The 8,003-nt window shown below is 57.0% G+C and carries 7 protein-coding genes and 1 pseudogene; 1 reads left to right on the top strand and 7 read right to left on the bottom strand.

Annotation, left to right across the window (positions count from 1 at the left end):
- Positions 1 to 290: 290 nt before the first annotated feature.
- A pseudogene (locus DSM25558_RS19975) lies at positions 291 to 800 on the top strand (inorganic phosphate transporter); the annotation flags it as partial.
- Positions 801 to 932: 132 nt separating this feature from the next.
- Here the strand turns inward: DSM25558_RS19975 and DSM25558_RS19970 are convergent.
- The 7 genes from DSM25558_RS19970 to DSM25558_RS19940 form a co-directional block, all read right to left on the bottom strand.
- Positions 933 to 1,049 (bottom strand): DUF2474 family protein, encoded by a 117-nt coding sequence (locus DSM25558_RS19970; RefSeq protein ID WP_077106436.1) that lies wholly within the window; start codon positions 1,047 to 1,049, stop codon positions 933 to 935.
- Positions 1,049 to 2,053, bottom strand: coding sequence for a cytochrome d ubiquinol oxidase subunit II (gene cydB, locus DSM25558_RS19965; protein ID WP_077106435.1), 1,005 nt, complete (start codon positions 2,051 to 2,053; stop codon positions 1,049 to 1,051). The genes DSM25558_RS19970 and cydB overlap by 1 nt, the downstream gene beginning before the upstream one ends.
- Positions 2,043 to 3,455 carry a cytochrome ubiquinol oxidase subunit I gene (locus DSM25558_RS19960; RefSeq protein WP_083716586.1) on the bottom strand — a complete coding sequence of 471 codons (1,413 nt, stop codon included), beginning with the start codon at positions 3,453 to 3,455 and terminating at the stop codon, positions 2,043 to 2,045. The genes cydB and DSM25558_RS19960 overlap by 11 nt, the downstream gene beginning before the upstream one ends.
- A 211-nt stretch (positions 3,456 to 3,666) precedes the next feature.
- Entirely contained in the window at positions 3,667 to 4,989 is a 1,323-nt protein-coding gene (locus DSM25558_RS19955) for an extracellular solute-binding protein (protein ID WP_371480273.1), read from the bottom strand.
- 77 nt (positions 4,990 to 5,066) lie between these two features.
- A complete protein-coding gene (locus DSM25558_RS19950; protein ID WP_077106432.1) occupies positions 5,067 to 5,918 on the bottom strand; it encodes a carbohydrate ABC transporter permease in 852 nt (283 codons plus the stop codon).
- Entirely contained in the window at positions 5,915 to 6,823 is a 909-nt protein-coding gene (locus DSM25558_RS19945) for a carbohydrate ABC transporter permease (RefSeq protein WP_244554262.1), read from the bottom strand. The genes DSM25558_RS19950 and DSM25558_RS19945 overlap by 4 nt, the downstream gene beginning before the upstream one ends.
- Positions 6,816 to 7,919 (bottom strand): ABC transporter ATP-binding protein, encoded by a 1,104-nt coding sequence (locus DSM25558_RS19940; protein WP_077106430.1) that lies wholly within the window; start codon positions 7,917 to 7,919, stop codon positions 6,816 to 6,818. Before DSM25558_RS19940 ends, DSM25558_RS19945 begins: the two co-directional genes overlap by 8 nt.
- Positions 7,920 to 8,003: the final 84 nt, after the last annotated feature.

Here is an 8,003-nt window from a genome sequence, read left to right as displayed (position 1 = left end):
ACTACGCCAAACTCCCAGGTTCCGGACGCAATTCGAGGTCGAAGACTGTGGGTGAGCTGTTGCAATTCCTTGGTGATGTGCTTGGCAATATGATGTCCGGCCATCAGTCAAAATCGAGATTCGTGCGATGGTTGGAACGAGCTGTCATGGTAATCGTAGCCGCTCTGATCGCGGTGCTGATTTACCGGATGTACTCCTCGTGACAGCAGTTGGTGGATCGTTGTCGTCCGGCCGAGGGTCAAATCATCGACATTAGAAAGGCGAAATTTGATCAAGGTGCCGGCAAGACACCGCTTACGATGGTTGGCAACGTCCGCAATGACATTTACCTGATCGGCGAAGCGCTGAAGCTGATCGACAAGAAGAAACTCTTGGCCATGGAGGAGGCGGATCTCGCGGCAGTGACCTCCTATCATATGGCCGTCGACAACGCGACGAAGTTCATCCCGACTTGGGTCAAGGTCGCAGTCGCCTTGGCGCTTGGCCTTGGCACGATGATCGGCTGGCGGCGCATCGTTGTAACCGTGGGCGAAAAGATCGGTAAGACCCATCTGACCTACGGGCAGGGGGCGGCTGCGGAAGTCGTCGCCATGGTCACTATCGGTGCCGCCGACCACTTTGGACTGCCGGTGTCCACAACGCATGTGCTTTCATGCGGCGTAGCGGGTACCATGGCGGCCAACGGTTCGGGTTTGCAATGGTCAACCGTTCGCAACATGATGGTCGCGTGGGTGCTGACGCTTCCGGCCTCGATCGCTATTGCCTTCGTGCTTTACGTCATCTTGCGGCAGATTTTCTGAGGGCGAAGGAAATGCCCGATCTCAACTGATCGGGCATCTCGCTTTGACGAGCATTCATCCATGTGAAGGGCGTTATGCACCAATAGCGCTCGTGATCAGAAGATAACCGGATCGCGTCCGCTCGACGCGTAATCAGCTCCATCCAAAGATCATCAGTCGGATTACGTATGCGACGACGAAGAGAAAGAGCACGCTTATCAGCCAGATGCCAACGAACCACAACAGCCGTCTGGAAAGAGATGTTGGCATCAGTGATATCCCTCTTCCGGATCGATCTTGCCGCGAAACACCCAGTAGGCATAGCCTGTGTAGGCAAGGATTATGGGTATCAGCACACTTGCACCCACCAGCAGGAATGCCAGAGAGCTATCCGGTGCTGCCGCTTCCCAGATCGTCAGAGCTCCCGGCACGATATAGGGATAAAAGCTGACGCCGAGACCGGTAAAACAAATGACGAAGATGCCAAGCGCTGCCAGAAAAGGCTGCAGGTGCTTGTCTTGCCTCAAGCCCTGCCAGAGCGCTGCCGCGCATAACGCGACAAGCAGTGGTACGAAGGCTGAGAAAAATGCTGTTGGCCAACCAAACCATCGCTCGAAATAAACCCGGTTGATAAAGGGCGTCCAAAGGCTGACCACGCCGATGAGGGCAAGGGTCCCCGCAGCAGTCCCCATGGCAATCTTGCGTGCCTTCGCTTGCAACTCGCCCACCGTCTTCAAGTTGAGCCAAGTTGCACCCAGCAATGCGTAACCCACGACAACGGCCAGTCCTGTTGTGATGCTGAACGGCGTCAGCCAATCCCACCATCCGCCGGAATAGGCGCGGTTGGTAATCTGGATGCCCTGCACCAACGCTCCAAGTGCGATGCCCTGCATCATGGCGGCGATTGTCGAGCCGATGCAGAAGCCCCAATCCCACCAGATGCTACCGCGCGTCGTTCGCCAGCGAAACTCGAACGCAACGCCGCGAAAGATCAGCCCTAGCAACATGAGGATGATGGGCATGTAGAGGGCAGGCAGCACCGTGGCATAGGCAACGGGAAAGACAGCCATCAACCCGCCACCGCCCAGCACCAGCCATGTTTCGTTTCCATCCCAGACAGGAGCGATCGAGTTCGTCATGACGTCCCGGTCATGTCTTTTCGCGAAGAATGGGAACAGAATGCCGATGCCGAGATCGAAGCCATCAAGGATGACATAGGCCAGAACTGCGAAGGCGATGATGGCAGCCCAGACAAACGCAAGATCAAACATCATGATGGCCTCCCGAAAGGTTCTGCGCAGGGCCGGGCGTTATCCCCGCCGTGCGGGTTGGGGCGTGATCCAGCTCATGATCCTCATCAAGCACGGGTGTGCGTCGCATCAGCCGAAGCAGGTAAAACACGCCTGCGCCGAACACGAGGAAGTAGACGATAATGAAAGCGATGAGTGATGCGCCGACGGCAGGAGCATCGATGGGAGACAGGCTGTCCGATGTTCGCAACAGGCCATAGACCGTATAGGGCTGGCGGCCCACTTCGGTCGTGTACCAACCCGCAAGCACGGCCACAAATCCAGATGGTCCCATCATTAACGAGGCTCTGTGAAGCAGGCGATTATCATAGAGACAGTCTCTCCACCGCGCCCACAACGACCAAAGGCCAACAAGCAGCATCAGCACGCCAAGCCCGACCACGACCCGGAAGGTGATGAACGGGATCAGCGCCTTGGGGCGGTCGTTTTTATTCCACTCTTTCAGGCCCTTGATCTCGCCGTCCAGCGAATGGGTCAGGATCAATGAACCAAGCCTTGGTATCTCCACTGCGTATTTCGTCACTTCGGCTTCATCATCGGGAATTCCGAAGAGAATGAGTGGCGCGCCACGGTGCGTTTCATAATGGCCCTCCATCGCTGCGATCTTCGCTGGCTGATGTTCCAACGTGTTGATGCCGTGCAGATCGCCGACAAATATCTGGATCGGGGTGACGAGAGCCGCCATCCACATGGCCATGGAAAATATGACCTGCGCCTGCCGATTGCTCTTGTCTCGCAACAGGTGATAGGCACCGACAGCGCCAACGCCAAAAGCCGTGGTCAAGAATGCGGCCAGCACGGTGTGAACGAGGCGATAGGGAAAGGACGGATTGAAGATGATCTTCCACCAGTCCGCAGGCAGAAACTGCCCGTTTTCACCAATGGTGAAACCCTGCGGTGTCTGCATCCAGCTGTTTGCAGACAATATCCAGGTGGCGGAAATGAGGGTACCGACAGCCACCATGGCAACGGCAAACATATGCAGGCTATCGCCCACGCGTTTGCGCCCGAACAAAGCGATGCCCAGAAATCCAGCCTCAAGGAAAAACGCGGTCAGAACCTCATAGCCCATGAGCGGGCCAATCACCGGCCCGACCTTGTCGGAAAACACCGCCCAGTTCGTGCCGAACTGATAGCTCATCACGATACCGGACACGACACCCATGCCGAAGGTGATGGCAAAAATCGGTTTCCAGTATTCGAAGAGCTTCAGATAGACCGGGTCACGTTTCCACAGCCACAGCGCATTCAACACCGCAAGATAGCTGGCGGTGCCGATTGAGAAGGCCGGGAAGATAAAGTGGAAGGATACTGTAAACGCAAACTGTATGCGTGCCAGAAGCTCCGCACTGAAACCATCAAACAATTTGACCTCCAATCAAGGCACGAGATTGCTTGTCGTTCTATTCTTGTTTGTGTTGGACGGCTGCGTGCCAAATTACCGCGTGCCAAAACATCACACGCGGCATTGTGACGCTTTCATATCTCCTTCCACCTGGCAACAGATTAAAGCACACGGCCCGCTGCTCGATGGATAGCAGCGGGCCGTGGCGTTGAAGGTCTGGGAGAATGGACCTTCAGAGATTGGCGAGCAGGTCGTTGATCCGCGATTCCATATCGGCAAGCGCCGCGTCAACATCCTTCTGGCCGATGATGGCGGCGTTCATTTCCTCGCCGACAATATTCTGGATCGCGAACTGGCGCTGGACCGTAGGCGGCAGCGGCGTACCCAGCGTTGCGATTGCCGAAACCGTGTCGCGATGCGGCAGGGCCTTGAATGCTGCACTGTCCAGAACGGCCTTCACCGACGGCAGATGGCCGGTGCGCGCCCATTCGAAGTCGTTGTCGGCGAAGAACTTCAGGAACTTGCCAATGGCGGCAGTTTGCTCCTCGCTCCGGTCCTTTTGGGAAATACCCCAGGCGTGGCCGTCGGCATATTGCGCCTTCTTGCCGGAGAAGAGCTGCGGGTAGGGGTATACGGCATAGCCGCCCTTATTCAGCGCGGTGCCCTTCGTTTCCGAGGAGGCATTGTAATCGCCAATCACCCAGGTGCCGTTTAGCTGCACGCCGCCTTCGCCGGCCAGAAATGCGTTGATTGCACCCGCATAGTCCATGTCCTTGGTGGTATCGTTGTTATCGTAAAGCGCCTTGTAGAGTTCAAGGACCTTTTTTGCCTCCGGCGTTTGCAGCTTGACCTTGGTCGGATCGGCGAAGAAATCAGAATCCTGCTGGAAGAGGTAGGTGTAGAAATTGCGTGCAAACAACGCCTTTTCATTGGCAAGGTTCTGGATCATGTACGGCTTGCCGGTCTTTTCCCGGAACTGCTTGGCCTGCGCCAGAAGCTCTTCGACGCTTGTCGGAAGCGTCGGCGTGCCATCTGCATTGACCAGACCTGCCTGTTTGAAGAGGTCCATGTTGATGTGAAACAACATGGTCCAGTTATCAATCGGAAGGCCGTATATCTTGCCTTCCTTTGTCACACCGCCACGTGCCGCGTCTGTGAAGAGGTCTGGCGTAATGCCGTTCTTCGAGAGCAACTCGTCAAGCGGAAGCAGCAATCCCTTGGACTGGTAGTCGGAGATCGCCGAGTGATGGATCGAGACGATATCAGGCGGATCACCGGCAGCGAACTGCGCGGTCAACTGGTCATAGCCCGGCCATTCAACCGTGGTGACCGAAATGTGGATGTCGGGATTGTCGGCGTTGAACTTGTTGATGATCGAGGTGATGATCCCGCATTCGCCCACGGCTTTGGTAACATCTGTATTGGTGCCGAAGTCTGCATCGCAGGCACCAAAAAAGCGCTGCAAGGTCAGTTCCGTGGCTGCGGAGGCGGGACTTGCCCCCATCAGCGCAACGACGGATGCCGCCGCCAGGAACGATCGTCTAAGTACCTGCATCATGATAGTATCCTCCGTTCATGATCGGTTGTTTGATCCAGCGTTCAATGACGCCGGCTCGTTCGAAGAGTTTGGGTTCAACGCACCGCGGCACCCGAGACAGCTGTGACGATGTATTTCTGGAAGAAGAGATACAGGATGAGGATCGGCGCGCCCGCAAAGACCGCCTGCGACATCAGGAAGCCCAGGCCTTCCGACTGCGCGAAATTGGTCTGTGTCGAGGCGATGCCGACCGTTAGCGTGTACATTTCCTTCTTGGTGCCCGAAATCAGCGGCCAGAAGTAATCGTTCCAGGCATTGAGAAAAGTGAAAATGCCAAGCGTTGCCTGTGCTGGTAGCGTCAAAGGCAGAAGCACTTTCCAGAAGATTTTAAAGCGACTGGCATTGTCGAGCAATGCCGCCTCATCCAGCTCTTTGGGAATGGCGCGGAAATACTGCGTCATCAGGAACACGCCGAAGGGTGCCGACAGGCCGGGCAGGATGAGGCCATGGTAGCTGTTGTGGAATTTAAGCCAGCTGAAGATCTGGTGGCGCGCAATCAGCACCGCCTGTTCCGGCACGGCAAGTCCCATCAGGACGAGGACAAAGATCACGTTGCTGAAGGGAAAGTTCAACCGAGCAAAACCGTAACCGGCCAGCGAGGACAGGACCAGCGTGCCGATCGTCATGCCCCCAGCAACGATCAGGCTGTTGAGAATCCAACGGAATACTGAGGACGTTGCCAGGATGTTGATGTAGTTCTGAATGGTGTAGGGCGCATGGAACACAGCGTTCATGCTGACCATCAGTTCCTTGTTGTCTTTGATGGACAGGGCAACGACCCAGACGAGCGGTGCCATCATGATGACAGCCGTCGCGATGGTGAGCCCGAGGATCACCCGGTCGCCCCTGGTGCGGCCGACCATGCCTGAAGCGCGTTCATTGCTCATGCCGCATCTCCTTTTCGACGTGACACGAGAAACTGGATCATCGCTGCGATCAGGATGAGGACGAACAGCACTTCCGAAGCAGCCGCGCCGAGCCCGAGGTCCCATTTCGTGAAGGCTGCCTCGTAGATGTAGAGGACAAGCGGCTTGGAGATATTGTTCGGTCCGCCGTTCGTCATCAGCTTTGCCTGACCGAACAATTGGAACTGGAGCACGATCTGGACCACGACCACCAATACGAAGGTTCGCTTGATCGACGGGAAGGTGATGAAGCGGAAGGTGCGCCAGCGGCTGGCATTGTCCAGCGCTGCGGCCTCGTAGATGTCGCCGGGAATCTGCTGAAGAGCGGCGAGATAGAGCATCATCGGAAGGCCGATACACCACCACACCGTGGCGATGGCAATCGCGATCATCACCAAGTCAGGGTTGGACAGAAATGCGGGGGCGGTTGCACCGAACCAGCCGTAAATCGTCGACAGCAGGCCGAAATTCGGAATGAAGACGATGCGCCAGACCAGCGTAACGATTGTGACAGACAGGACGGAAGACGCGAAGAAAACCGTGCGCAGGATCGCCGCCGTGCGTGTCTGTCGGTTGAGTGCGAGCGCAAGCAGCAGACCAATGACGGCGAGGGCCGGGACAGTCAGCGCAACGAAGTAAAACGTATTCCAGATCGACTGGATGAATATCCGGTCGTTGAAGAGGCGGATATAGTTCGTCATGCCGACGAAGCGGCCTATCGCGAAGGCATCTGCCTTGTGCAGACTGATCCAGATGCCCCAGAACAGTGGGACGACAAGTAGCGTGACGAAGAAGAAGAGATAGGGGGCAACGAAAAGCGCATTGCGCCAGAGCGGGCCATTGACAGACTTAACGTTGCGCGGTGCGGTGGACGGGGTCTCAGCCATGGCCGCCATCCTTCGCATGATAGGCGCGACCGTCCGCATCAAAGAGATGTGCGCGGTTTCCATCTAGCGTAAGCCCGATCCGGTCGCCGATGGCAGCGCGGCTGAGGCCTATATCTTCTGCGACGATCATGCTGCCATCACCAAGCCGCGTGTAGAGCAACGTTCTGTCGCCGAGCCGTTCCAGCACCTCCACCGTTCCGCTCGTGGCTGACACCGCGTCATCGCCAGCCCGTCGTATCGCCTCTGCGCGGATTCCAAGCGTATGTTGTCCGGCTGTCAGCCCGCTGGCGGGCACCCCCGTTTGCAGGTGAGAGCCATCGGGCAGGGTGGCAACGGCAAGGCCGCCATTCTCGGAAATCTGAACCGGCATGAAATTCATTGTGGGCGAGCCGACGAAGGTTGCGACGAAGCGGCTGGCCGGACGTAGATAGATGTCCATCGGCGTGCCGATCTGCTCGATTTTGCGGTTGTTCATGACCACCACCCGGTCTGCGAGCGTCATGGCTTCGATCTGGTCATGGGTGACGAAAATCATGGTCGACTTGACACGGTTGCGAAGCTGGGCAAGCTCGACGCGGGTCCTGACACGCAGAGCGGCATCAAGATTGGAGAGGGGTTCGTCGAACAGGAACGCTTTCGGCTCCTTGACGATAGCGCGCCCTATTGCGACGCGCTGGCGCTGGCCTCCGGAAAGCTGGCCGGGTTTGCGTTCCAGCAGATGGCCGATTTCCAGCATCCGGGCCGCTTCGGCGACACGGGTCGACACGGTTTCTGGGGGAACGCCGATGTTGCGAAGACCGAAGGCCATGTTGTCAGCGACAGTCATATGCGGATAGAGCGCGTAGGACTGGAAAACCATGGCGATATCGCGCTTGCCGGGTGGTAGCGTGTCGATGCGCTGGCCGTTGATTGAGATCGTGCCCTCGTCAACACTTTCGAGGCCAGCGATCATGCGCAGCAAGGTGGACTTTCCGCATCCCGACGGTCCGAGAAAGACCATGAACTCATTGGATTTGACGGAGAGAGACAGGTTCTCCAGAACTGTCATCGCGCCGTATCGCTTTGTCACGCTGTCTATTTCGATCTGCGCAGTCATGCCAGTCTCCACCCTGCCATCAAAGCCATGTCGCCGCGTTCCCTCGTTACCGAGATGAATGCCGTGTCCGTATTTCGGGTTTCC

The organism is Agrobacterium sp. DSM 25558 (assembly GCF_900100825.1).
Taxonomy (GTDB): Bacteria; Pseudomonadota; Alphaproteobacteria; order Rhizobiales; family Rhizobiaceae; genus Agrobacterium.
The sequence above is the reverse complement of the archived record's forward strand: the minus strand, read 5'-3'. Positions and strand labels throughout refer to the sequence as shown.

Coding starts and splice junctions, on each gene's coding strand:
- cydB (WP_077106435.1), bottom strand. CDS start 2,053: ATGATGTTTGATCTTGCGTTTGTCTGGGCTGCCATCATCGCCTTCGCA.
- DSM25558_RS19955 (WP_371480273.1), bottom strand. CDS start 4,989: ATGCAGGTACTTAGACGATCGTTCCTGGCGGCGGCATCCGTCGTTGCG.
- DSM25558_RS19970 (WP_077106436.1), bottom strand. CDS start 1,049: ATGCCAACATCTCTTTCCAGACGGCTGTTGTGGTTCGTTGGCATCTGG.
- DSM25558_RS19940 (WP_077106430.1), bottom strand. CDS start 7,919: ATGACTGCGCAGATCGAAATAGACAGCGTGACAAAGCGATACGGCGCG.
- DSM25558_RS19950 (WP_077106432.1), bottom strand. CDS start 5,918: ATGAGCAATGAACGCGCTTCAGGCATGGTCGGCCGCACCAGGGGCGAC.
- DSM25558_RS19945 (WP_244554262.1), bottom strand. CDS start 6,823: ATGGCTGAGACCCCGTCCACCGCACCGCGCAACGTTAAGTCTGTCAAT.